The organism is Alicyclobacillus contaminans DSM 17975, assembly GCF_000429525.1.
GTDB lineage: Bacteria > Bacillota > Bacilli > Alicyclobacillales > Alicyclobacillaceae > Alicyclobacillus_A > Alicyclobacillus_A contaminans.
Genome location: NZ_AUCA01000007.1, coordinates 27,210 through 51,097, shown reverse-complemented (window position 1 = coordinate 51,097; position 23,888 = coordinate 27,210). Strand labels below are relative to the sequence as shown.

21 protein-coding genes are annotated in these 23,888 nt (G+C 59.5%); 4 read left to right on the top strand and 17 right to left on the bottom strand.

Going from position 1 to position 23,888, the window contains the following annotated elements:
• Positions 1-128: 128 nt before the first annotated feature.
• Both G463_RS0104460 and mutY read right to left on the bottom strand, forming a co-directional pair.
• Positions 129-776 (bottom strand): Bax inhibitor-1/YccA family protein, encoded by a 648-nt coding sequence (locus G463_RS0104460; protein ID WP_051321927.1) that lies wholly within the window; start codon positions 774-776, stop codon positions 129-131.
• 51 nt (positions 777-827) lie between these two features.
• Positions 828-1,919, bottom strand: a complete 1,092-nt coding sequence (mutY, locus tag G463_RS0104455; RefSeq protein ID WP_035485681.1) for an A/G-specific adenine glycosylase — start codon at positions 1,917-1,919, stop codon at positions 828-830.
• Positions 1,920-2,184: 265 nt separating this feature from the next.
• Between mutY and G463_RS22760 the strand changes: the two genes are divergently transcribed.
• Complete coding sequence (locus G463_RS22760; RefSeq protein WP_026974200.1) at positions 2,185-2,400, top strand: hypothetical protein; 216 nt, start codon at positions 2,185-2,187, stop codon at positions 2,398-2,400.
• 217 nt (positions 2,401-2,617) lie between these two features.
• Here the strand turns inward: G463_RS22760 and G463_RS0104445 are convergent, their stop codons facing one another.
• From G463_RS0104445 to G463_RS18765, 9 genes are all read right to left on the bottom strand, one after another.
• Positions 2,618-3,133 carry a ribonuclease FAU-1 family protein gene (locus G463_RS0104445; protein ID WP_026974199.1) on the bottom strand — a complete coding sequence of 172 codons (516 nt, stop codon included), beginning with the start codon at positions 3,131-3,133 and terminating at the stop codon, positions 2,618-2,620.
• Positions 3,134-3,265: 132 nt separating this feature from the next.
• Positions 3,266-3,844 carry a hypothetical protein gene (locus tag G463_RS18775; RefSeq protein ID WP_051321926.1) on the bottom strand — a complete coding sequence of 193 codons (579 nt, stop codon included), beginning with the start codon at positions 3,842-3,844 and terminating at the stop codon, positions 3,266-3,268.
• 213 nt (positions 3,845-4,057) lie between these two features.
• Positions 4,058-4,315: an HPr family phosphocarrier protein gene (locus tag G463_RS0104435; RefSeq protein WP_026974198.1), complete on the bottom strand. Its 258-nt coding sequence runs from the start codon at positions 4,313-4,315 to the stop codon at positions 4,058-4,060.
• Positions 4,316-4,417: 102 nt separating this feature from the next.
• Positions 4,418-5,347, bottom strand: coding sequence for a DNA-binding protein WhiA (whiA, locus tag G463_RS0104430; protein ID WP_026974197.1), 930 nt, complete (start codon positions 5,345-5,347; stop codon positions 4,418-4,420).
• Between the two features lie 36 nt (positions 5,348-5,383).
• A complete protein-coding gene (locus G463_RS0104425; protein WP_084171209.1) occupies positions 5,384-6,538 on the bottom strand; it encodes a gluconeogenesis factor YvcK family protein in 1,155 nt (384 codons plus the stop codon).
• A gap of 3 nt (positions 6,539-6,541) precedes the next feature.
• Positions 6,542-7,408, bottom strand: a complete 867-nt coding sequence (rapZ, locus tag G463_RS0104420; protein WP_026974195.1) for an RNase adapter RapZ — start codon at positions 7,406-7,408, stop codon at positions 6,542-6,544.
• Between the two features lie 31 nt (positions 7,409-7,439).
• The gene (locus tag G463_RS0104415; protein WP_245575688.1) at positions 7,440-8,366 is read right to left on the bottom strand and encodes an ROK family glucokinase; all 927 of its coding nucleotides are present in this window, start codon (positions 8,364-8,366) and stop codon (positions 7,440-7,442) included.
• Between the two features lie 46 nt (positions 8,367-8,412).
• Positions 8,413-8,949, bottom strand: coding sequence for an NUDIX domain-containing protein (locus tag G463_RS18770; protein ID WP_051321925.1), 537 nt, complete (start codon positions 8,947-8,949; stop codon positions 8,413-8,415).
• A 284-nt stretch (positions 8,950-9,233) separates the two neighbouring features.
• A complete protein-coding gene (locus G463_RS18765) occupies positions 9,234-10,961 on the bottom strand; it encodes a tetratricopeptide repeat protein (RefSeq protein ID WP_245575685.1) in 1,728 nt (575 codons plus the stop codon).
• Positions 10,962-11,212: 251 nt separating this feature from the next.
• On the opposite strand from G463_RS18765, the gene argS reads away from it, so the two are divergent.
• Positions 11,213-12,913: an arginine--tRNA ligase gene (gene argS, locus G463_RS0104400; protein ID WP_026974193.1), complete on the top strand. Its 1,701-nt coding sequence runs from the start codon at positions 11,213-11,215 to the stop codon at positions 12,911-12,913.
• A 121-nt stretch (positions 12,914-13,034) separates the two neighbouring features.
• On the opposite strand, the gene G463_RS21585 is transcribed toward argS, so the two are convergent.
• The 6 genes from G463_RS21585 to uvrB all read right to left on the bottom strand — a co-directional run bounded on the left by G463_RS21585 (position 13,035) and on the right by uvrB (position 22,858).
• Positions 13,035-14,393: a M23 family metallopeptidase gene (locus G463_RS21585; RefSeq protein WP_051321924.1), complete on the bottom strand. Its 1,359-nt coding sequence runs from the start codon at positions 14,391-14,393 to the stop codon at positions 13,035-13,037.
• Between the two features lie 171 nt (positions 14,394-14,564).
• The gene (hprK, locus tag G463_RS0104385) at positions 14,565-15,503 is read right to left on the bottom strand and encodes an HPr(Ser) kinase/phosphatase (RefSeq protein WP_026974192.1); all 939 of its coding nucleotides are present in this window, start codon (positions 15,501-15,503) and stop codon (positions 14,565-14,567) included.
• A 6-nt stretch (positions 15,504-15,509) separates the two neighbouring features.
• The gene (locus G463_RS0104380) at positions 15,510-16,634 is read right to left on the bottom strand and encodes an ABC transporter ATP-binding protein (RefSeq protein ID WP_026974191.1); all 1,125 of its coding nucleotides are present in this window, start codon (positions 16,632-16,634) and stop codon (positions 15,510-15,512) included.
• 140 nt (positions 16,635-16,774) lie between these two features.
• On the bottom strand, positions 16,775-17,893 hold the full coding sequence (locus G463_RS0104375; protein WP_026974190.1) for a PucR family transcriptional regulator: 1,119 nt from the start codon (positions 17,891-17,893) through the stop codon (positions 16,775-16,777).
• Positions 17,890-20,769 (bottom strand): excinuclease ABC subunit UvrA, encoded by a 2,880-nt coding sequence (uvrA, locus tag G463_RS0104370; protein WP_026974189.1) that lies wholly within the window; start codon positions 20,767-20,769, stop codon positions 17,890-17,892. Before uvrA ends, G463_RS0104375 begins: the two co-directional genes overlap by 4 nt.
• 106 nt (positions 20,770-20,875) lie before the next feature.
• Positions 20,876-22,858 (bottom strand): excinuclease ABC subunit UvrB, encoded by a 1,983-nt coding sequence (uvrB, locus tag G463_RS0104365; protein ID WP_035485675.1) that lies wholly within the window; start codon positions 22,856-22,858, stop codon positions 20,876-20,878.
• Positions 22,859-23,134: 276 nt separating this feature from the next.
• On the opposite strand from uvrB, the gene G463_RS18755 reads away from it, so the two are divergent.
• The gene (locus G463_RS18755; RefSeq protein WP_051321923.1) at positions 23,135-23,479 is read left to right on the top strand and encodes a TetR/AcrR family transcriptional regulator; all 345 of its coding nucleotides are present in this window, start codon (positions 23,135-23,137) and stop codon (positions 23,477-23,479) included.
• Positions 23,472-23,723: a hypothetical protein gene (locus G463_RS21580; RefSeq protein WP_156900089.1), complete on the top strand. Its 252-nt coding sequence runs from the start codon at positions 23,472-23,474 to the stop codon at positions 23,721-23,723. Before G463_RS18755 ends, G463_RS21580 begins: the two co-directional genes overlap by 8 nt.
• Positions 23,724-23,888 lie beyond the last annotated feature (165 nt).

Below are 23,888 nucleotides of genomic sequence, written 5' to 3'. Positions count from 1 at the left end.
CAGCTCTTCGAATGCCGCGAGAACCAGACCCGCGTGTCTGACGGCACTCCGCTCTCCGCCCGTATCCACCTTGATGAATTATTATAGTGTTCTGGCAGGCACGGGTCAAGGCAGCCGCTGAAATGGCGTCAGCGCCTGTCGGAAGACTGCAGCACCCCAAATAGGCGCAGGACAAACAACAGCAAATTGACAAAATCCAGATACAAGGACAGCACCACCCACGGCACCGCCGTTTCCGGTATCTCCTGTTGCGCCAGACGGTTCACATCAAACAGCACGTAACCGATGAATACCGCAATCCCCAACAGCGAGTACACCAACTCGGCCATGGTCGAGAAACCGACAAACAAAGATACCAGGCCCATGCCGACCACGGCCAGCAGGCCAATCAACAGGAAGCCACCCAGAAACGAGAAGTCGAAGCTGGTGCGTGACGCCACCACTGCGGCGACCAAGAACGCACCAGCGCTGACACCGACCGCCTTCAGCACAACGGCCGCGCCCAAGGCGTACAGGTAGGCGTGAAGGGTCGGCCACAGCGTGATCCCTGAAATGAACGTGAACGCCAACACAAACGGCATACCGATGGCCCGGCGGCGCTGCATGAACATGGCCACGACAATCATCACCAATTCGACAATCATCAGAATGCCAATGAACGCCGGCGGCACCTGCGTCCCGGCCCACACTCCCAAAAACGCGCACATGAGACTGAGAAACAATCCAAAGAACACCTTGCCGAGCAGAGTTCCGCGCGTCAATGCGTACGTTTGCATGAAAGTCCCTCCTCCATCACTATTCTCTCCAGAAAGTGATCCGCAAAAAACTCAAGGGCCTGCGAAGCGCGTCAACAGTTTTTCGTAAATGCGCGGCAGCGGCAGCTCCGACAACTCCTCGGCGTTCACCTTGCGCCGGCGAGCCACTTCCGGCAGGGGTGCGGGCGGCGCCGTGTAGATGGGTCGAAACACGTGCACCACCCACTCCAGATGTGTGAAGATGTGTCGCGCTTCGTCAATCTTGGCAAACGACGCCGGGAGCTGTGTCGGTGGAATGTCTCCTGCCGCAGCCCACTTCTCCAGGCCGTCGCGCACCAGCGCCGCCAGCTCCGACTCGGTGCCGCCTTCTTGGTGCACTTCCCAAGCTGGCAGCTGCCACATCCCTGCCAACAGTCCTTCATCCGGCCGCTGTTCCAGCCACAGGCGGCCTCTCTCTTCCAGCCAGAGCGCCGCGATATCAATCCGCCTGCGCTCCGCTTTCGCCTTTCGCACCGGAAACCGCTCCACCGCGTTCCTGAGGTTGGCAAAGCAGCCCTCCGCAATGGGGCACGCCTCGCACCGCGGAGACCGCGGCGTACAAACCGTGGCGCCCAGTTCCATCAGCGCCTGGGTGAGAGCGGCCGGATCCGCTTCCTGGAGCCACGCCCGCGTTTGTTCCGTGACCTGGTTGCGGCACGCGGCGGTCTCAATGGGCAGAGCAATCCCCAGCCATCGGGTCATCACCCGCATCACATTCCCGTCCACTGCGGGAACCGGAAGGTGAAATGCGATGCTCATCACAGCCCCCGCCGTGTAGGGGCCGACCCCGGGCAGTTTCCGAAAGCTTTCTACATCTGGTGGAATTTCTCCTCCGTGGTCGGCCATCAGCACCTTGGCAGCTCTGTGCAAATTGCGGGCTCTCGAGTAGTAGCCAAGCCCCTGCCACCGCTTCAAAACCGCCTGTTCGTCGGCTGCGGCCAGCGCTGCGACGGTGGGAAAATCGCGCAGAAATGCGTGATAATACGGGATGACGGTCTCCACGCGCGTCTGCTGCAGCATCGTTTCACTGACCCAGATTTCGTATGGATTGCTCGTATTCCGCCACGGCATCTCGCGGCGATGGGCTTTGTACCACAGTACAAGTCTATGTGCGTATGAAGTCATGTTTCCCCTTCCTCGTCCTTCATCCAGCGCGGAGAGTATCAAACGCCCGCCATCCACCGTTCGACTTTGCCTGCCTGCTTGTCCAATCCGGCGATGGCGACTATGCCCCCGTCCGTTTGAATCAGTCCCGCATTCGACCGCGTGCAGCACGGACACGCGGGATGGAGGACGGAAGCTTTCCATGATTTCCTCGCTCCTTTCACAGAGACCGGCGATTGAACCCCAGCGTTTGTGGTTACAATACGGTTCACGGGAGGTGCTTGCCATGTGGGAATTCATGAATGGCATGGCGGCCGGCGTGCGCAGGCGCATAATGCCCAGACGCCGGAACGGCATGGGCACGATGACCGCAATGCTGGTGGGCGCGAGTGTTGGGATTGCCGCTTGGGAAACCATGCGACGCAGTCGGATGGTTTCAACCGGAAACCACGTTGATGCGAACCAAATCGCAGACGACATGCTGGAAAGCCTGAAAGAGTAAACACAGTCCACTGTGTGCGTTCATGAGCCACACAGGCAGCAACAGCAGAGGCGGCGCCCATCCGTGCCGCCTCTGTTTCCCGTGAAGATGAAGGGGGTTTCCGCTTCGCTCGACACTGAAGCGAGCCGCTTCGCGGAGACAACCGCCATCATCGCGAGCGCAGCAGCAACCAACAGCGACACTGAGTTGCCCCGAGAACCTTGACGCCGCCGCGCGTTCAGGGATAGCGCCGGTGTGTGCCGTACTTCTGCTTCCATACCGCGTACGACAGGCGGCTGCGCTTCATGGAATCCACGAATCGCTGCGTATTTTCCAACACTCGGCGCGCTTCCGCCGTACTGATGTGGCGCAGGGCCACCGCTTCCCCGAACTCCTCCATATCGATGATGTGGTAGTACGAACGTTCGTAAATCAGGACATCAACGTACATGTCCTCCACGTATATGTATTCCTGGTCTTCCCACACCTTCACGAGGTCCACGTAGTGATCGAAGCGGAGACGCGGGTGCTTGACTTGCACACCGTTGTTCAGGCATGAGCTGACGCCAATTCCCCACTGCGGATAAATCTCCCGAAGATGATGTGTGTACCCCTGTTCAAACGCAGGACGCTGCACCGAGATGAACCCAGGCCGGCGGATCAGTCGGTCAATGGTAAACGGTTCATTGCTGCGATCAATGCCACGGTCTTCACGCTTGTGAATTTGTTGGACACGGCCAGGTCTCAACGCCATTCCCTGTTTGGTTCCTCCTCTGTTGCAGACGCGTTGCTCCATCCGCATGCCAGCGCACTGCGTACGTCCTTTCTCCTTAGCGTATCACTTGTTGCATATGGGAACAACACAGACGCCCGATTCCGCGCAAACCTACCCTTTGGAGGATCTGTTCGCGCGGAACCGCTTCTTCCTGAACGCGATGGCTTCGGCGAAACCGCGTTGCCCGCGCCAATCACGGGGCTTTTGCGAGCGCCAGGTGGGACGAATGCGAACGGATTGGCTCCGTTTCAGGCGTAATCTGGGCCCTCTCGCCCGCCGACGCAACCACAGCACCATTCCGCCGAGGCAAAGGACAGCTGCGCCGGATATCAACCAGCGCGCCGGAATGGCCTCGTATGGGCTCGCAAAGGTCAACGACGACGCCGTATGACCTTCCAGCACCACAAATTGCCCATCAGCGTCAAACGTGTGTGCGCTGGGCGGCAGCAACGCCGTTTGTCCATTGTTGTAAAACCGTAAATACCCTTCTTCGTCCAATCCGCCGTATCTCCAGCTGTCAATCACCGGCTCACCCACCGTGACCTCTCGCCACAGCGGATTGGCCGATTGGAAAGGGATGACCATCTGATACAGTTCAAACAGCGCCAGCGCTCCTGCCAGACCGGCGCCCACGAACAGCCAGGCGGTACCGGGCAGGCGGCGCTTGCGCGGACGGAACCGCGTCGCCATGGAACTCCCCCATTTTTCGCCGTCTTCCATCAGCCTATGACAAGCGAAAAATGGACAGAACCACGGGACGGCGCTGAGGCGCCCGCTCTTCCATCGGGAAACAGCACACTGAGGGGATTTGCCGTGCGGAGAGAATGCAGAAATTCGGAGTGGGTGAAACAAAAACGGTGCCCAGCTGTATCCGGACACCGCTTTACGCCATGGTCACACAGGTCACGCCTCCTGTGCCACCATGTCCGCCAGGCGATGGACCGCATCCTGCGCGTCGGTGCCTTCCGCTCGAATTGTGATGGATTCGCCGTGCGCAATCGCCAGCGACATGACGCCCATAATGCTCTTTGCGTTCACCGATTTCCCGTCTTTTTCGATGAAGATCTCACTGGAAAATCGATTGGCCTCCTGCACAAACAAGGCCGCCGGCCGCGCAAGAAGCCCCGTGGACAACCTGACCTCGACAGTACGTTCTGCCATCCTAATCCCTCCCTCACCACGCCGGACATCCTGGCCTGTTGAATTACGGAAAGTATACCACGCTAAGAAAGCGCTTCCCAATGTGCACATCGCACACACCCATCAATGGGTTGCGCGCAACTTGTCGGCCATTTCCTCCAATTTTCGAAAACGGTGATTCAACCCCGACTTGCTCACCTTGTGCGGCATGCGTTCGCACAATTCCTGCAGGTTGACCTCCGGATAGCGGCGGCGAATTTCCGCGGCTTCGCGAAGTTTCTCCGGCAGATTGGAGAGGCCGATGCAGTCGTCGATAAACTGTATGACCTCGAGCTGCCGCACCGCGGCGCTGATGGTCTTGTTCATATTCGCCGTCTCACAGTTCACCAGGCGATTGACCTGATTGCGCATTCCCTTGAGAATACGGACGTCTTCAAACTTCAACAACGCCTGGTGGGCGCCGATGAGGCTGAGGAAATCCACAATCTTTTCGCCTTCCTTGAGATACACCACGTAGCCCTTTTTGCGCGAAATCACTTTGGCATGCAGAGCATACTCGTTCATCAACGCGCGGATGACATTGGCCCACGCCTCGTTGGCCGCCGTGATTTCCAGGTGATACGAGGTGCTCCCCGGATCGTTCACACTGCCGGAGGCGAGAAACGCACCGCGCAAGAAGGCGCGCCGACAGCAACTTTTGCGAGGACGCTGCGGCGCAATCGTCAGGGATGCGGCCGCGGCATCCATCCAGCCAGCGGCCACGAGAGGGTGCTGCGGAAAAATCGGCACGCGAACGGCGTACACGTTGTTTTTCTTCAGACGCATCTTTTTGCGCACGAACACTTCCGGATGGATGTCGAACTGCTCCCGCAACTGCGTGTAAATACGCCGCGCGGTCGCGACATTTTCCGTTTCCACCTCGAGCAGACGGCGGCTGTCGGTCACCGTCACTCGGCCAAGCAGGCCGACAATGGCCTCCAACTCCGCCCTCTGACAGCAGGCGTCCTCCTGAATCAGGGTCAATTCCTTCTTCGTCTGTGCTGCAAAAGACACGGTCTTCCCTCCTTGCCGCATCCCATCACACCGCGTTCAACTCTGGCGTTCGAAGCCAATCAGACTGACGATTTGCTCTGCAACCAGCCGGCTGTCGTGGCGCGCATAGGTCGCGTAGTGCACAAAATTGCGGGCAATCACCCGCAAACCAAGCCGATGCAGCGCCTCCACGTCCACCAGAACGGGGTACGACTGCTGAGCCTGGTACTGTTCAATCGCTTCGGGCGGCAGTGTCGCCGCATTGACGATGATGTAATCGAACAGCCGGCGCCCCACATGGCGATAAATCACATCCACGTGGTGAGAGGCGGAGAACGTGTCGGTCTCCCCCGGCTGGGTCATCACGTTGCACACAAAAATCTTCTTGGCCGTGCTCTCCGCCACGGCCTCCGCAATCCCCGGCACCAGCAGGTTCGGAAGGATGCTGGTGTACAGACTGCCCGGTCCAACGACGATGGCGTCCGCGCCGCGAATGGCCTCCAGCACCTCCGGCAGCGGCTCGACATCCCCCGGAACCAGTTCCACTCGCTCAATGCGCTTGTGCAATTCCGGGATGTTCGACTCGCCCTCCACCACCGTGCCGTCTTCGAAGATCGCCCGGAGAATCACGTCTTCCTGAACCGCCGGCAGCACCCGGCCGCGCACCGCGAGCACGCGACTGGTTTCGCGGATGGCCGATTCAAAATCGCCCATGATGTGCGTCATCGCGGCCAGAAACAAATTCCCAAAACTATGGCCTGCCAACCCTTCGCCCGCCGGAAACCGGAACTGCAGCAGCCGTTCGAGCAAAGGTTCCGTGTCCGCCAACGCCACCAGGCAATTCCGGATGTCCCCCGGAGGCGGCATGGCAAAATCGGATCGCAGACGGCCGGAACTGCCACCGTCGTCCGCCACCGTCACCACGGCGGTCAGATCCACGTCGAATTCCTTCAGCCCGCGCAAGATCACCGACAGACCGGTGCCGCCGCCAATCGCGACAATGCGTGGTCGCCGCTGCAGCCGCTGCAGTTTTCTGCGACTGGCGCGAAACTCCCGCCACCATCCGTAGCTGAGCAGGGCCATCGCGAAGATCAGCACGGTCCCGCCGAGCCAAAAGCCGTGGCTGCCAAAACGCTGCCAGCCGAGAGAACCGGCGAGGATGCCGCAGCCGAAACAACCGATGGTCCACGCCCATAACCACCATGTGCGCACCCGTCAACCCTCCCGCCGACTATCGCGATGCGTCAGCGACGCGTCCGTTCGGTCCTTGATGTGTTCGTGCAGGTGACGGCTGACAGCGACGGATCGATGCTTGCCGCCGGTGCAGCCGATGCCGATGACCAGGTGCGTTTTTCCTTCCTTAGTGAATTGAGGAATCAGAAAATCAACCAGATCCTCCGCCCGCCGCAGAAACTCCTGAGTGGCGGGCCATTGCATCACATAGTCGTACACCGGCGCGTCTTCCCCGGTGAACGGACGAAGCGACTCCACATAATGCGGGTTGGGCAGAAAACGAACATCGAGAATCATGTCGGCATCGATGGGGATGCCATACTTGAACCCGAACGAGATGATATGCACCGGAAAACGCGTGCTGGTGGCGGCAAAGCGCTGCACCAGCTCCTGCTTCAACCGTCCCGGCCGCCAGTCGCTGGTGTCCAGCAGAATGTCCGCCTCGGCCCGCACCTGCGCCAAAGCCAACCGCTCTCCCTGGATTCCGTCCAACAGGCGGGCGCCGTCGACGAACGGGTGGCGACGGCGCGTCTCCTTGAACCGACGCACCAGTGTTTCATCGTTCGCCTCGAGAAACAGCACGGTCACCTGTACCCCGGGGTGGTTGCGCAGCTGTCGTACCGTATCCACGAGCGGCTGAAACAAATCTCCGCCGCGCAGATCGCAGGCCAGGGCCACCTTGGCCAGCTTGCCTCCGGACTGTTTCGCCACGTCCACAAACTTGGGAATCAGCGCCGGCGGCAGGTTGTCAACGCAAAAGTAGCCGATGTCCTCGAGCGACTGCATCGCCACCGTCTTCCCTGCGCCGGACATCCCGGTGATAATCAGGACTTCCATCTTGTCCGCCATGCCCGCCGCCTCCTCCGCTGAATGATGGGGGTCAACCACGATTCAGTCGCTGTTGCGCCAAACGCGCAGCCCCAACAACTCCCGCGTCGTTGCCGAGCTCTGCCGGCACGAGCGGCGCTTCATGAATTCGCTCCAGCGAATACCGGATGAACGCTTGCCGCACCGGCTGCAGGAACAGTTCGCGCGCCTTGGAAACGCCGCCGCCCACCACGATGCAGTCCGGATTGAGCGCGGTGGCCGTCAACGCCAAACCGTACCCGAGCCAGTCGGCCGCTTCCGCCACAACCGCCTGCGCCTCGGCCGAGCCCTGTTCCGCGAGACTGAACACGTCGGACGCCCCGACGATGTTCGCTGCGCGCTCCGGCATCCGTTCCTTCGCTTGACGAATGATGGCCGTCGCCGACGCCACCGTCTCCAGACATCCCGTCTGACCGCAGTTGCAGCGAATTCCTCCCTGACGCTGCACCACAAGGTGGCCGATTTCGCCAGCCATCCCGTTCATGCCGCGGTAGATGATCCCGTTCAACACCAATCCTGCGCCAATCCCGGTTCCCACCGTGACGCACAGCAAATGCTGCCGACCCTTGCCGCCGCCGACCCATGATTCGCCGAGCGCAGCGAGATTCGCATCATTTTCAATGGCGGCCGGAAGTTCAAGACACGCTTCCAATCGATCCCGCAGTGGCACGTCTCTCCACGCCAGATTCACCGCCTCGACAACCACAGCGCACGCATCGTCCAGAAAACCGGGGACACCCACCCCCACTCCTGTAACATCCTGAATGCGTATGCCGGCTGACCGCGCCTCCTGCTGAAACAGTGCCCGCAACCGCGCGAAGAAATCATCCAACCCGGTTTCCGGCCGGGTTGGCATTTCGGCTCGATGGAGGATCTCCCCCTCCGAACTGACAAACGCCGTCTTGACCGACGTTCCTCCAATATCAATCCCAAACAACACTGACAAACTCGGTGCCTCCTCACGGTCCGTCGCTGCGGTTGCGACCTTAAGCGCCGGGACTCATAGTCCATTCCAGCAGCCGATGATCCGCATCGTACGAAAAGCGCCCGAACGACACCTGATGAACACCAGACGCAACCTGCTCCAATGTGCGCCGCACCATCAGGCGGTCTCCTTCATCCATCGGCAAGTCGTTCAGTTCGCCGGGACGAATCACCGACAGCTTCCCTTCCTTGCATGACTCCAGCAGTTCTCCACCGACACAGTCCGCGGAAAACTGGACAATCAATCTATCTTTCGCCGCCTCCGTGTCCGATGCGGCGATGTGCAGGTGATAGATCCCGTGCAGAACGAGATGATCCACCACCAACCCAGCCTCTTCCATCATTTCTCGCTTCGCCGCGTCCGGCCAAATCTCTGCGGCATCCACCTTTCCCCCAGGCAGTACCCACCAGCCCCGGCGCGGTTTTTGCAGCATGACAAAACCATCCCCATATGGGGTAAAACAATTCACGATGATCTGCACCTGATTCACCTCCGGCGTTTTGCAGCGCACCGTCCAGCCGACTGCGGTTGCTCCCATCCCAACCGGCTGCCGCCAGTGCCGTGGACCGGTGACCGACGTGAATCTCCGTCAACGAATCGCAAAACGCCAACCTCTATAAAGTAGCATAGCATGGAAGCCGTTGAGAAAAAAATTGGCGCCGGTGGACGGCGCCCAATGTGGTTCTATCGAAAAGGGGGTCAAATGTGATGCACCTGTATCGTAGCGCCCTCAGATTTCATTTGTGTTACAGTCCGTTTAAGAAAATGTGACAGCAACTATTTTCCATCCCAGCGGATGCACTGCCGCCCACCCACACCCCGTCACGGCATCTTGACAAAGAATTGAGTCAACCGCGCGGCGGCCTTGCTGAGGGACGAGACGGACACGTGGAACGCCTCGGCAAGGTACTTCTGGCGAATCGGTTCCTTGTGGCGTTTCAAGACAACATACAGCAGTGCAGCCGTCCAAATATCCGGCTTTCCGAGATGCCATTGGGCCCGCTGAAACGCGTGTTTCAGAAAATCGCACCACACCTGTTTAGCTTCGCGGACGTAGCGGGATTTGTGCGCCAGCCGCAGCCACTGTTCCGCCGCATTGTAGATCTCCCTCCACTCCGAACGCACGGAGAGAATGATGTCGCGCGGCACCTCCGACATGCGCAGGGACGTCGGCACTCCGTCTTGCATCCATTCGATGCGTCCGCGCGCCCCCATCCGCTGCAGCGCGTAGAGCGCGGCAGCCTGAACCCCAAAGGAAATGTCCGAACGTTTCAAAAACGAGCGCAGCGCCTTTTCCGCATCGTCATCCGCCAAGTGACAGAGCAACCGAATCGCGGCGTACTGCGCATCCTCCTCGCCGTTGCGCAGCGCCCAGTACAGCATCGCGCGCAGCAGCGGATGATTGCGCCACTCCTCAACATCGATGCTGCTCAGGCGGCGATGCATATTGACCCACTGAGTCTGCGCCGGAATTTCGTATTGGTAGCTGAAGCGCAACGGCTTGTTGCTGCGTTCGGCTTCATCCAGGCACGCAAGAAAGTAGGCGGCTACATCCTTGACTTCGTCGTCGCGCTGCAGCTGACGCCACCAATAGCGGGCCATCCGGTACTGCCGAGTGTTGGCCGCCGCAGCCGCCAGACAATGCACCAGGGTCGGCTCCGGCGTGCCAACCATCCGAGCCAGTTTGCGGAACACCTCGAGCGCTGCCCGGTGCTCTCCTACCAATCCCAGCGTCGTACCCAGTTTCATGGCGTGATCATAGTGCAACGGAAAGAGGTTTTTCACTTTGCGAACGCACTCAAGAAACGCTTCCCGCGGCCCGAGATGCGCCAGAAAGACCGTGAGATTGCAGAGCGCGTGCAGGTTCCCTGGTTCCTTCGCGAGCACCTGTTCCGCGCAGGCCACCGCCCGCTCATACTGGCCTGTGTAATAGTAGGCCAGGGACAGGTTGTTGCGCGCTGCCATATTCTCCGGTTCGCGGTCGATGGTCCGCTCAAGCCACTCCATGGCTGCTTCAAACTGCCCGTTTTCCAGCAGGTGGCGTCCATCCTTCAACGCGGACGCGCGCTCCTCCTGTCGGCGCCGCTCCTGCCACCGCGCGTACGCCTTGCCGCCGCCGAACTCGTCCAGCAGAATGTCGAGCATCTCCTCCGCCTCTTCGGCGAATTCGCCGTCCGGACAGGCATCCAAATAGCTCAGGACGCACTCTTCGGCCGCTTCGTACTGTCCCATATTGGCGTAGTTGTTCGCCAGATAGAAGCGGCACTCGGCCATGTCGGGATCGAGATCCTGCAGAACATGCAACAGGATCTCATTGGATGCTTCAAAATCGCCCAATTCGGCCAGTACGCCGGCCAGATTGCAATGATTCACCGGATTGTCCGGTTCGTATTCAATCGTTTTGCGAAACGCTTTCAGCGCTCGCTTCATGTCATTTCGCTCCAGATAACGCACACCGCGTTCGAAGAAGAACGCTGCATCCAGGCGCATGGCAATCACGTTGCCGTTTCGACGACCGTTCCGCGCGCCCATTTGCCGCTGCGAGTCCACGCAGACACCTCCAGTTCACAGCATCGGGGTGTCAATCCCGAATTTATCCCATTGCTCAAAGGTCACGAGTCGTGATTATGTGAACTTCGCGGTACGTCGAGTATACCATATGGGCCAGACCACATGAAGTTCACGGGCCATCTTGGGCATGATATAATAATTCAATTCCAGCGTTTTGCACTGCGTCTGTCGACGAGAGATTCAGCAAAACGCTTCATGTCATGACCGGAATTGGAGTGAATCAACCGACAATGCTGCAGCAGAAACTGACGTTTGCCGAGCAGGTCGCCGACGTGCTGAAAGTGCCTGCGGAGGACATTGTGGAACATCTGGAATACCCGCCGAATCCAGATCTCGGAGACCTGGCGTTGCCGTGCTTCCGGTTTGCGAAGACATTGCGCAGGAACCCAGCGGACATCGCCAAGGACGTAGCCTCGGCATTGGCGGAACACCCTGCTTTTGCCCGTGCGGAGGCAACAGGGGGCTACGTGAATGTTCAACTGAACCGGGATGCGCTGATGCGGGACGTGGTTCGCACCCTGCAGAGCCATCCCGAGCAGTGGTTTTCGCGCCAACGCGGGCAAGGGCGCACCGCTGCCATCGACTATTCGTCGCCGAACATCGCGAAACCGTTTGGCGTGGGCCATCTTCGCTCCACCGTGATTGGCCAGGCCATTGTTCACCTGTTGGAGGCGGATGGCTGGCGCGTCGTCGGCATCAACCATCTCGGCGATTGGGGAACGCAGTTCGGCAAGATCATCGTCGCATACCGCAAGTGGGGAGACGAGGCCGTGGTCCGCGCGAACCCCGTGCGTGAACTGTTTTCGCTGTACGTCCGCTTCCACGACGAAGCAGAAAAGCATCCTGAACTGGATGACGAGGCCAGGGAATGGTTTAAGAAGCTGGAAGAAGGAGATGCCGAGGCCACTCGCCTGTGGCAGTGGTTCATCGACGAAAGCCTGAAAGTGTTCCGCGCGATGTACCATCGGCTGGGCGTCCAGTTTGACCATTACTTGGGCGAAAGTTTCTACAACGACATGATGCAGGTCGTGGTGGACGAGCTTCGGTCGAAGGGGCTGCTCGTGGAAAGCGATGGGGCGGAAGTGGTTGATCTTTCCGCTTGGAACATGCCTCCTTGCATCATCGTGAAATCGGACGGTGCTACGATTTACGCCACTCGCGATTTGGCAGCGGCCAACTACCGCCACGACCAGTTCGGCGCGGACACCCTGCTGTACGTGGTCGGCGCCGAACAGACGCTGCATTTCCAACAGGTGTTCAAAGTGCTCGAGTTGATGGGACGCTCCTGGGCCGCCAACTGCCAACACGTAGCATTCGGCATGATGAAGTACAACGGCGAACGGATGTCCACGCGCCGCGGCAAAATCGTGTATTTGGAAGACGTTTTGGACAAGGCCGTCGCCGAGGCCAAGCGGATCATCGAGGAGAAAAATCCTTCCCTGGAAGACAAGGACTCGGTGGCGGAAGCCGTTGGCATCGGCGCGGTGATCTTCAATGATCTGAAGTCGTACCGCATGCACGATGTCGATTTCCGATACGAAGAAGTCCTCAACTTCGATGGAGAAACCGGTCCCTACGTGCAGTACACCCACGCCCGAGCCTGCAGCGTCCTGCGCAAGGCGGAAGCCACGCCCGGCCAGGCGGGCAGCGTGGACAACCTGGTGGACGTGCACGACGCCGAATGGCGGCTGATCACCGTTCTGGCGCAGGCCCAGGAAGTGTTGGAACGGGCGGTGGACGAGCTCGATCCGTCCCTCATCGCTCGCTTCCTGTTGGACGTCTGCCACGCCTTCAACCGGTTCTACCACGACTGTCCCATTCTCAGCGCGGAAGCGGCGCGCGACCAGCGCCTGGCGCTGACCGACGCGGTGCGCAGCGCACTCGCGTACGGGCTGCATCTGTTGGGCTTGAAGGCCCCGACCGCGATGTGAGTCTCTGAGGCAATCCACCGATTTCGCCTCATAAATACAAGAGCCAGAGGAGGCCGCCTCCTCTGGCTCTATCATTTCCGATGCGGTTTGAACGACGCTGCGGACTCCTGGCACGCAGCCGTCACATGTACGGGGTTGGTTCCACCGGTCGGCCGTTGATACGCACTTCGTAATGCAGATGGGGCCCCGTCACATGGCCGGTATCGCCGGAATAGCCAATCAACTGGCCTTTGCTGACCGTCTGTCCCGCGTGCACCACGGGGCGCGACAAATGACCATATACCGTTTCAATGCCATTCCCATTGTTGATCTTGATCCAGTTCCCGTATCCCCCGCTGTTCCAGCCGGCCTCTTCCACGACGCCGTTGTTCGACGCGTACACCGGCGTACCGATGGGGCATCCAATGTCCACCCCCGGATGCATCTCCCCGCCGTCGAGCGACCGATAGCCGAACGGAGACGTGATATCCGTGTATGGACTCGGCCATTGCCAACTGCCGGAAGCCACCCCGTTGTTGATTCCGAGCAACGCCACCTCCGGTTGCGGAGATTGCAGAACCGTCTGTTGAACAACCTTTTGTCCAACCGGCTTCCCGTTCACGTAGCGAACCTCCACTTGCTCTCGCTTCTTCCCCGGCTGTCCGTGACGTTGTACCTTCACCGTGCCGGCCGCCAGTTGATTGGATTTAACGTACTGGATGGTGTACGGCACCGCGACTTCTCGAGACACCGTCACATCCGCCTCCACCGCCATCAGCGGTGCCTCGGCGGTCGACGGAGGTGAAACCGCGCGCGATGCATCGGCGCCGTCCGCAATCATGCGCAAACTGATGCCGCGGCCCACCAGCGTGGTGCGGGAAGGGTGTAAAATATAGCGCACCGCAGAATCCGGACTCATCACGTTGGCCACACTGACCACCGTCGGTTGCAAGGCAACTTTGCCGGCGAACTGCACATCATCCGCCGCGACGCCGGTCGGGGCCAACGCCTGTTGAACCCGTTGCAGCACTTGGGTGGCCGACGCATCGTCCGCCGTGTAGACAACGGGTTTCCCATTATACATCACCGCGACCGCCGTCACCGGCAGGCCCGCGGCCATTTGCCAATCATACGTGCTGGGAACGCTGGTGTGCACGTCCTCCATACGCACATCCACATGGTACCCAACTGCCAACCGCTGAACGGAGGCGACCACTTCATCATCGTTGGGGATCATGCCAACGTACGTACCGTTGCTAAATACCCGTTTCCAGTCTGACGTGCTGTGAATTGCGGAGACTGCGAGGTAGGATGCACCGAAAAACACTGCCAACGAAACTGCAGAAGCGAAGTACAATCGCGTGGGTGAAATCCGTTGCCACTCTCGCCGCCATCCCGAATACCATCGCTGCCATCGAGAATTGCTGCTTGTCCCTTTGCTTTCCGCACTTGCCGCAGGCAATCGCGCGGGCGCTCTACGCGCTCGGGCGAACCAGTTCACTCGACCGACCCCTTCCCCATCTTGCCCTTCATATCACACTGAGCCAAGTGGGGTAATTCGACGCAAACGTCAAAATTCCTTCAATCATCGCCACGATCCACGCTTTCCCAACAACATGAAGCCCGCGATCCGGTCGGATCACGGGCTTGCTTTCATCCAGCGTCGGGATGGTCATTCATGGTGTTGCCCAATCGCCTGAGCCAATTCCTCGGAGAACGCGCGCGCCGCATTGTACCCGATTCGCTTCAAGCGATGGTTCATGGCCGCGACCTCGACAATGACCGCCAGGTTTCTCCCCGGTCGAACCGGCACCGTCAGAGAAGGAATCTCCGTGTCGAGAATGCGCACCGTTTGCTCGTCAATGCCCAGTCGATCATAGGCCACATCGTCCTGCCACGCCTCCAGGTGAATCGTCATCGCCACCTTCTTATGGGTGCGGACGGAGCCGGCGCCGAATAGCGTCATCGCATTGAGCACGCCGAGCCCGCGAATCTCGAGCAGGTATTTGAGCAGCGGCGGCGGACTGCCCACCAGAGTGTCGTCCGCCACCTGCCGGAGAATCACCGCGTCATCCGCCACCAGTCGGTGACCGCGCTTAATCAATTCCAGCGCGGTCTCGCTCTTGCCTATCCCACTCGATCCGGTGATGAGGATGCCAATCCCGTACACGTCGACGAGCACGCCATGCACCATGATTTCCGGCGCAAGTTGTTCTTCGAGAAAGTTGGAGAGCACCGCAGCCGCCCGCGTGGTCACCATTTTGGTTCCGAGCACGGGCAGACCGCGCGACGTGGCCTCTTTCAACAACAGTTCTGGCGGAGCCTCTCCGCGCGTGACAATCAGGCACGGTGTCTGTTCATAGGAACAGAAGGCAAACAACCGCAACGCCTGTTCTCGCTTGTCCATGCCGTTGAGGAAAGACAACTCGGTGCGTCCCAACAGCTGGATGCGCTCCGCCGCATGATACCGAAGGTAGCCGGCCAGTGCCAAGCCGGGGCGGTGGATGTCTACCGTTGTAATTTTCCGCGACATGTCTGCTGACGGGGTGAACACCGTCAGCCCGACGCCTTCCACCAGTTCCTCCACGGTCACCGACCGCAACTTACTCATTCGCTATCACCCCTGCGTTGGATGGGGGATCGCTGCTTCCGTTTCTGCATCGAAGACGTGGATCTTGTTCAGGTCGAGCGCCAGCGACAAATTCGTGCCAGGACGCACATCGAAGCGCGCGTTGACGCGGGCCACCACCGTTTGACCGCCCACATTCACGTGCAGATACAATTCGGAACCCATGTGTTCGACAACTTCGACATGAGTTTGCAGCGTCGCCTCCGGATACGTTTGCAAAAACACCTCGTCGTTGTGCAGATCCTCAGGACGAATGCCGAGGACGACCGGTTTGCCAATCACGTTTGCGGCGCGAATCGCCTCATAACGCCCTTCCGGCAGTCGGATGTTGATCTCCGGCGCACGGAAGTACAGGGCACCGCCCTCTTCGGCCAGTTCTCCGCGCAGGAAGTTCATCGCGGGCGATCCGATGAAACCCGCGACAAACATATTCACGGGATGGCTGTACACGCGCTGCGGCGTGTCGGCCTGCTGAATGACGCCGTCGCGCATCACGACAATGCGGTCGCCCATCGTCATGGCTTCCGTCTGGTCGTGCGTCACGTAGATAAACGTGGTCTGGATGGATTGATGCAGTTTGCGAATCTCCGCCCGCATCTGCACCCGCAGCTTGGCGTCCAGGTTGGACAGCGGTTCGTCCATCAGAAAGACCTGTGGTTCACGGACAATGGCCCGCCCCAGCGCCACGCGTTGCCGCTGACCGCCGGACAGTGCCTTCGGCTTTCGATCCAACAGATGCGAGATGTCCAAGATGCGAGCCGCTTCACGAACGCGCTTGTCAATCTCATCCTTCGGCGTTTTCCGCAGCTTGAGGGCGAATGCCATGTTCTGATAGACCGACATATGCGGATACAGCGCGTAGTTTTGGAACACCATCGCGATGTCCCGGTCTTTCGGCGCCACGTCATTCACGCGGCGTTCGCCAATGTACAGATCGCCGGACGAAATATCCTCCAACCCAGCAATCATGCGCAGTGTTGTGGTCTTGCCGCAGCCGGACGGACCGACAAACACCACGAACTCCTTGTCCTGAATATCCAGGTTGAAGTCTTTGACAGCCGCCACTTCATTCGTGTACTTCTTCCATACATGCTCCAGTTTCACGCGAGCCATGTCAAGCTCCCCCTCACATCGTCTGCATTCTCTCATCCATCACTGCCGAGTGAATATACAGACTCAGTATACCGGTGGGCCGACAGGCCACCGACGGGCAACGTGCACGGATTTCCACCCGAGGATTGGGCACTCCGCACTCAGGCGTCGGATGCTCCCGGCACCGACTCGAGCACGTACAGCAACCACAGGGCCAAAGCATCGGCAAAATGGCGGATATCGTATCCCGTGTGTTGGCGAATGCGCTCAATCCGGTTGAGCAGCGTGTTGCGATGCAGGTACAGAAGGCGCGCGGCCTCACTGACGTTCAGATCCGCACGAATCACGCCGAGCAGCGTTTCCAACAGTTCTCCACTCAGTTCCACCGGCGGCTCCATCGTTCGCAACTCCACCATTTTTCGAAACTGTGACCGACTGTGCCCGGACAGGGCCAGCAGCAGATGCTCGACCGCAGCTTCGCCCCAGCCCAATACGCGTTCGGCATGATGCGGCATGGACGCCACGCGCCAGGTGTCCCTCAGCGACTGAATGGCCCATTCCACATCGCCCGCGTGCCGAATGGAAGCCCCCACCACCGCGCGCGCCGGAAAATATAGATCCGCCTCCAATTGAACCAACAGCGCCGAGACCCACTGCTTGACCCGTTGCAGCTCGCGAAACGCCGAGACGGTGTCCGGTTCACCGTCGGGAAGCATGTCATCCAGCGCCGTGTCCAGTGCGTTCAGCGTACAGTACACGAGCCCCGTTGTGTAGGGCACCGTCCGTCCCGGGTCCAGCCATCCGAGCCAACTCCCGGCGGCCAGGGCATTCGCCACGTCGGCGACGGACGGCCGCCCGGCAGGATGATGCGTCCCGGAAGCCGCCTGCCCGCTTGGAGACCACGGATGCAGCCACACCAAGTAGCCGGCCGGGAGCGATGGCGTCACATCGCTGAATCCAATCTCTACGCCACGCTTGCCGTCGCCGTCCTGCAAACGGAGTTGAACCCGTTCCCGCAACCACGACTGCCAGCTCTGCCGCGAGGAGCGACGCGCCATGTCGAGCGTCCAGCGCAGCGCCGCCCGTGTGGCGTCCGAGAGGTCCGAGCGCGAGCAGACAACACAATACTCTGCATCGAGCCGCAGCCTCCACGTCCCGCCTTCGAACCGCCATTCTCCCACCGGGAGATCCGCATCGTTGGGAGAAAGCCGCTCGACCGCGAGTGGAATGTGCAGCGCCGCCCCCCAATGGGCAATCACTCCATTCCACCAGTCGCTCATGCGCTGCTTCCCTGCGCGATTGCCGCCGGCACCCGCTCACCGCGTGCCCGTGCTTTATCGCGCTCCATGATGGGTTTGAGGAATTTCCCAGTATACGATCCGTCCACGCGGATCAACTCTTCCGGCGTCCCTACACCGACCACCTGTCCGCCCCCGGCGCCTCCCTCCGGACCGAGGTCAATCAGATAGTCCGCCGTTTTGATGACGTCCAGGTTATGTTCGATGACCAGCACCGTGTCACCGCCGTCCACCAACCGATGAAGCACAACCAGCAGTTTTTCAATGTCGGCCACGTGCAGACCGGTCGTGGGCTCGTCAAGAATGTACAGCGTGCGGCCGTTGGACCGCCGGTGTAGCTCGGACGCCAACTTGACGCGCTGCGCCTCGCCGCCGGACAGCGTCGTCGCGGGCTGCCCCAGTTTCATGTAGCCCAATCCCACGTCCACCAACGTTTGCAACTTGCGCGCGACCCGCGGGATGTTCTCAAAGAACTGGCAGGCGTCCTCCACCGTCATATCGAGCACATCCGCGATGCTCTTCCCCTTGTATTTCACCTCGAGCGTTTCGCGGTTGTACCGCTTGCCCTTACAGACTTCACAGGGCACGTACACGTCCGGCAGGAAATGCATCTCAATTTTGATAATCCCGTCGCCCTTGCAGGCCTCGCAGCGGCCCCCGCGCACATTGAAACTGAACCGTCCCTTTTTGTAACCGCGCATCTTGGCCTCGTTGGTCGTGGCAAACAGATCCCGGATGTCATCGAACACCCCCGTATACGTCGCCGGGTTGGAACGCGGCGTCCGGCCGATGGGCGACTGGTCAATGTCCACCACTTTGTCCAGATGCTCCAACCCTTCCAGGCCCGTGCATTGCCCCGGACGGACCCGCGCCCGATTCAGGTCGCGAGCCAGCGTCTTGTAGATGATCTCGTTGACCAACGTGGACTTCCCGGAGCCCGACACGCCTGTGACGCAGGTGAACAATCCAATCGGCACCTTGACCGTCACGTTCTTCAGGTTGTTCTCCTTCGCGCCCTTCACTTTCAACCACCGGCCATCCGGTTTCCGGCGCTGTGTCGGCACTGGAATGAACCGCCGGCCGGACAGGAACTGACCCGTGAGCGAGTTGGGATCGGCCATGATTTGCTGAGGCGTGCCCGCGCTGACCACCTCTCCGCCGTGCATGCCGGCCCCCGGCCCCATGTCGATGATGTAGTCCGCGGCCAGCATTGTGTCTTCGTCGTGCTCCACCACAATGAGCGTGTTGCCGAGGTCCCGCATGTGCTCGAGTGTGCGGATGAGCCGTTCGTTATCCCGCTGGTGCAGCCCAATGCTTGGTTCGTCGAGAATATACAACACGCCCATCAAGCTCGATCCGAGCTGCGTCGCCAGCCGAATCCGCTGCGCCTCCCCGCCGGACAGCGTTCCCGCCGACCGCGACAGCGTCAGGTACTCGAGCCCCACATCCCGAAGAAATCCCAATCGCGCTGAAATCTCTCTCAGAATCAGCCGGGCAATGGCCTGTTCCTTTTCGGTCAAGGTTAACGACTCGATGTATGAAAGCGCCTCGGTCACCGACAGGTCGGTCAGTTCGGAGATGTTCAATTCGCCCACCCGCACGGCCAGACTCTGCGGCTTCAACCGTCGCCCGTGACAGCTGGGGCAGGCTTTGGTGGCCATGAATTCCTCAATGAACTCGCGGATTGAGTCAGACGTCGTTTCACGGTGCCGCCGCTGCAGATTCGGAATGACCCCTTCAAACAGGACCTCTGCAGTCTTGACCTGTCCAAAGTCGTTTTCATACACGAAGCGTATTTTTTCTCCCGTCCCGTACAAGACCTTCCGCAGTTGATCGCTCGGAATATCCTGCACTGGCACGTCGGTCGGAATGCCAAATGTCCGACAGGCCGATTCCAACAACTGAGGATAATAGGTAGAGGTGGAGCCGGCCCAGGGAACAATCGCGCCCTCCGCGATGGACAAGCTGGGATTTGGAATCACCAGTTCCTCATCCACCTCCATCTGCACGCCCAGTCCATAGCAGGTCTCACACGCGCCAAACGGACTGTTGAACGAGAACATGCGAGGCGCCAGTTCCCCCACGCTGAATCCGCAATTCGGGCAGGCGAAGTTTTGGCTGAACAGCAACTCCTCCTGGCCAATCACGTCGATGATCACAAGCCCTCCCGACAAGCCGAGTGCGGTTTCCAGCGAATCGGCGAGGCGGGAATGGATGTCGGATCGGACCACAATCCGGTCCACCACCACCTCGATGGTGTGCTTGCGATTCTTCTCCAACGCGATGTCCTCGGTGACCTCCCGCAGCACGCCGTCCACGCGAACCCGGACATACCCGTTCTTCCGAATGTCTTCGAGAAGCCTTTGATGTTCTCCTTTTCGTCCCCGCACCACCGGCGCCAGCACCTGCAGACGGGTCCCTTCCGGATACTCGAGAATCCGATCCACCATTTGCTCCACAGTCTGCGAAGTGATGGGAATGTTGCAGTGGGGGCAGTACGGTCGCCCAACGCGGGCGAACAACAAGCGGAGATAATCGTAGATTTCCGTCACCGTGCCCACGGTGGACCGGGGATTTCGACTTGTTGTCTTCTGGTCAATGGAGATGGCCGGCGACAGCCCTTCAATCGAATCCACATCCGGCTTGTCCATCTGACCGAGAAATTGGCGCGCATACGCGGACAGCGACTCCACATAGCGCCGTTGCCCCTCCGCGTAAATGGTGTCGAACGCCAACGACGACTTGCCTGAGCCGCTCAGTCCTGTGAGCACCACAAATTTGTCCCGTGGAATGGTCACGTGGACGTTTTTCAGATTGTGGGCCCGGGCCCCTTTCACGACAATTTGGTCAAGTGACATGGCTTTACTCCCTTCTCGCATCCCATTCAGTCCATCATCCCGCGGATTGGCGCCGTCTTCTCGCATCCGGCAGCTGACCGCTCCCGTCGCACGCGAACGACGTTCATCAGGCGCCGGTAATCTCCAGCAGCAGATCACGCAATTCTGCGGCGCGTTCAAACTCGAGATTCTTCGCCGCTTCTTTCATCTCTTTCTCCAGTTTTTCCACCAACGCCTTGCGTTCAGACTTCGAGAGCTTTTGCGCCCTCTCCGCGGCGGTCAGGTAATCGGCTTTCGACTCGGCAGCCTTCGTCGCTTCGATGACGTCCCGCACCGCCTTTTGAATCGTCTGTGGCGTGATTCCGTGTTGTTCGTTGAAGGCCATCTGCTTCTTGCGTCGACGCATCGTCTCGTCAATCGCCGCACGCATGGAGTCGGTGATGGTGTCGGCGTACATGATCACCTGGCCGTTGGCGTTGCGCGCCGCCCGGCCAATCGTCTGAATCAGCGAACGCTCGTCGCGCAGGAAGCCTTCCTTATCCGCGTCCAGAATTGCGACCAAGGACACTTCCGGCAAGTCCAGTCCCTCTCGGAGCAGGTTGATGCCCACCAGGACGTCGAACGCCCCCAGCCGCAGGTCGCGCAAAATCACCATGCGTTCAATCGTCTTGATGTCCGAATGCAGGTACCGGACTTTGATCCCGAGTTCTTTCAGATAGTCGGTGAGATCTTCCGCCATCTTCTTGGTCAGCGTGGTGACCAACACGCGCTCGTCGCGGCGGATGCGCTGCTGAATCTCGCCGACCAAATCGTCAATCTGCCCTTTGATGGGACGAACAAAAATTTCCGGATCGAGCAAACCGGTGGGTCGAATGATCTGCTCGGCCCGGTTCTCCTCGTGCTCCGCTTCGTACGGGCCGGGGGTCGCTGAGACGTAGATGACCTGCCCGACCTTTTGCTCAAACTCCTCGAACGTCAGGGGGCGGTTGTCCGCCGCGGAAGGCAGGCGAAATCCGTGCTCAATCAGCGTCAACTTGCGAGAACGGTCCCCACCGTACATACCGCGAATCTGAGGTATGGTCACATGGGATTCGTCAATGAGTGTGATGAAGTTGTCGGGAAAGTAATCGAGCAGCGTATTCGGCGGCTCTCCGGCGGCCCGGCCCTCGAGATGCCGGGAATAGTTCTCGATGCCGGCGCAGTGCCCGATTTCGAGCATCATTTCAATGTCATAATTGGTGCGCTGTTCCAGCCGCTGCGCCTCAAGCAGCTTGCCGTTGGCGCGCAGTTCCTCCAACCGCTCGGCCAGCTCGTCGCGGATGCGCTGCACCGCCCGTTCCAGACGTTCTCGCGAGGTCACGAAGTGGGAGGCCGGATAGATGCCGACACTTTCACGCACACCGAGAATCTCCCCGGTCAATACGTCGATTTCCGTCACGCGTTCAATCTCATCGCCGAACATCTCCACCCGAATCGCCTGTTCTCCGCGGGACGCGGGGAAGATCTCCACAATATCGCCACGAACGCGGAAAGTTCCGCGCGTGAAGTTGATGTCGTTCCGTTCGTACTGCATGGCCACCAGCCGCCGCAGAATGTCGTCGCGGCTGCGCTGCATACCCGGCCGCAGCGAGAGCACATGGCCTCGGTACTCCTCTGGACTTCCCAAACCATAAATGGCGGAGACACTGGCCACCACCAAAACGTCGTTACGTTCCAACAGAGATGCCGTGGCCGAGTGCCGCAACTTGTCGATCTCATCGTTGATTTTGGCGTCTTTTTCGATATAGGTATCCGTCGACGGAATGTACGCCTCCGGTTGATAATAGTCGTAATAACTGACGAAATACTCCACCGCGTTGTGCGGGAAAAACTCCTTGAATTCCGCAGCCAGTTGCGCGGCCAGCGTTTTGTTGTGGGCAATCACCAACGTCGGCCGATTCAGCTTCGCGATGATGCTGGCCATCGTGAACGTCTTGCCAGATCCGGTGACGCCGAGCAGGGTTTGATGTTTCAGTCCTTTCAAGGCGCCCTCCACCAACGACGCAATCGCCGCAGGTTGGTCCCCCTGCGGTTGAAACTCCGAAACCAGTTGAAACGAGCCGTTGCGCACGATTTGGCCCCCTTATTTGACGTTCTGCTTAGCTTGAAGCTGGGGATCTTTTGTCACTTCACCAGAAGTGAGCTAGCCGAGTATGAGGTGTATACCTCCACTCAGCGGGGGGCGCCATAACCCCGACCATCGGGCTGTCGCCCACATACCTTTGGCTAACACACAACTCCATGGTAACACACGCCGCAAAACAAGAACAAGTGTTCTGGTTGTGTTGACCTGCATCGAGCGCTTATTCGTGATTCACTTATCGTTCAGTCAAAGAGGGTGGTTGTCGTGCCGCGGACGGAGAAGGAAATTCAACAGATTCGGGACGAGCGCAAAGAGCAAATTCTTCACGCCGCCAAGGTGTTTGCCCGCAACGGCTACGTCGGCACGCGCATTGACGACATTGCGGCTGCCGCCGCTGTCAGCAAGGGGTTGATATACCACTATTTCGATAGCAAGGACGTCACCTTCGTTACACTCATCGAACGCTCAGCCCGCGGAGCCCTTCGTTTGTTGGCTGAATCCGCCGAACAGCCTGGGGGCACCGCGGATCGGCTGCGCTGGCTGATTCAGCAGGAACTGGACGGATCAGCCCTATCTGTTCATGGTGGTCATCCAAGCGTTGGTGAGTGATGCCGTCCCGGCGGAAGCCCGCCATCTGGCCAGCGAACTGATGAAGGAGTCCCAGTCGCTCATGACCCAGTTCATCGCCGACGGCCAGCGGCAAGGGCAAATTGTGTCCGGCGATCCGGAACATTTGGCTTTTCAACTGGGCGCCAGCATGCAAGGGCTGGCATTTACTGCGGCGGCGGCCACGGATCTCGATGCCCAGCCTTCTGCCGACAGCTTGACACGCCTGTTCATCGCATCGGTTTGATGCGTTCTGCCGTTCACGGCAGACTTCTCCTTGTTTCGTTTTTGACCGTACGGTCAGTCAAAAAATTAAAAGGGGAGTTGAACTCGTGCTCCCCTCCTCAAACACTCCGCCGACTTCTTTGGAACAGCACGCTCGGATTGTTGATGGTCTCCGCGACCTCGCCCG

What these genes read in the sequence shown, in the direction of transcription:
- hprK (WP_026974192.1), bottom strand. Translation starts at nt 15,503, where the DNA reads ATGAGTAAGTTGCGGTCGGTGACCGTGGAGGAACTGGTGGAAGGCGTC.
- G463_RS0104380 (WP_026974191.1), bottom strand. Translation starts at nt 16,634, where the DNA reads ATGGCTCGCGTGAAACTGGAGCATGTATGGAAGAAGTACACGAATGAA.
- G463_RS0104445 (WP_026974199.1), bottom strand. Translation starts at nt 3,133, where the DNA reads ATGGCGTTGAGACCTGGCCGTGTCCAACAAATTCACAAGCGTGAAGAC.
- G463_RS0104460 (WP_051321927.1), bottom strand. Translation starts at nt 776, where the DNA reads ATGCAAACGTACGCATTGACGCGCGGAACTCTGCTCGGCAAGGTGTTC.
- uvrA (WP_026974189.1), bottom strand. Translation starts at nt 20,769, where the DNA reads ATGTCACTTGACCAAATTGTCGTGAAAGGGGCCCGGGCCCACAATCTG.
- G463_RS18770 (WP_051321925.1), bottom strand. Translation starts at nt 8,949, where the DNA reads ATGGGAGCAACCGCAGTCGGCTGGACGGTGCGCTGCAAAACGCCGGAG.
- rapZ (WP_026974195.1), bottom strand. Translation starts at nt 7,408, where the DNA reads ATGGCGGACAAGATGGAAGTCCTGATTATCACCGGGATGTCCGGCGCA.
- G463_RS18775 (WP_051321926.1), bottom strand. Translation starts at nt 3,844, where the DNA reads ATGGCGACGCGGTTCCGTCCGCGCAAGCGCCGCCTGCCCGGTACCGCC.
- argS (WP_026974193.1), top strand. Translation starts at nt 11,213, where the DNA reads ATGCTGCAGCAGAAACTGACGTTTGCCGAGCAGGTCGCCGACGTGCTG.
- G463_RS0104375 (WP_026974190.1), bottom strand. Translation starts at nt 17,893, where the DNA reads ATGAGCGACTGGTGGAATGGAGTGATTGCCCATTGGGGGGCGGCGCTG.
- G463_RS0104435 (WP_026974198.1), bottom strand. Translation starts at nt 4,315, where the DNA reads ATGGCAGAACGTACTGTCGAGGTCAGGTTGTCCACGGGGCTTCTTGCG.
- G463_RS22760 (WP_026974200.1), top strand. Translation starts at nt 2,185, where the DNA reads ATGTGGGAATTCATGAATGGCATGGCGGCCGGCGTGCGCAGGCGCATA.
- mutY (WP_035485681.1), bottom strand. Translation starts at nt 1,919, where the DNA reads ATGACTTCATACGCACATAGACTTGTACTGTGGTACAAAGCCCATCGC.